Raw genomic sequence first — 505 nt, forward strand, 5'->3', positions numbered from 1 at the left:
GGCGTGCAGGTCGAGGGTGCGGTTGCTGCTGACACTGCCCTGGCGGCTGTTGTCCAGGTGGCTGGTGGTAATGGCCAGCGCGCCCTTGCTGGCAATAACACCCTTGTCAGTGTTTTCCAGCCTGGCGCTGGCCAGGGTGATGTCGCTGTCGCTCAGCAACTCGCCAGCCTTGTTGAGCAGCGCGCCTGTCGTGGTCAGTTTCAGGCTGCCGGCACTGTCCAGTTTGCCGGTGCTGTTGTCCAGGCTTTGCGCGGCCATCAGCAACTGGCCCTCGGCGCTGATCAGGCCGAGGCGGTTGAGCGCCGCGCCAGTCAACGTCAGGGTCATGTCCCGCTGGCTGGTCAGCCGGCCACCGTCGTTGTCCAGGGTCAGACCGGTCAGGGTCAGGCCGGTCTGGGCCTCGATGCGTGCCTTGTTGCGGTTGAGCAGGCCCTGCAACGCGAGGGTCATACCGGTGCCGGCGACCAGCAGGCCGCCGTCGCTGTTGTCCAGCGAGGTGCCGGTC

1 protein-coding gene is annotated in these 505 nt (G+C 66.5%); it reads right to left on the bottom strand.

Annotated features, from left to right (window positions below):
- Nucleotides 1-505, bottom strand: a 505-nt coding sequence (locus AC25M7_RS25475; protein WP_486971638.1) for a hypothetical protein, incomplete at both ends; no start/stop codon positions are given.

The sequence above is a fragment of the Pseudomonas sp. P106(2024) genome, assembly GCF_057480815.1.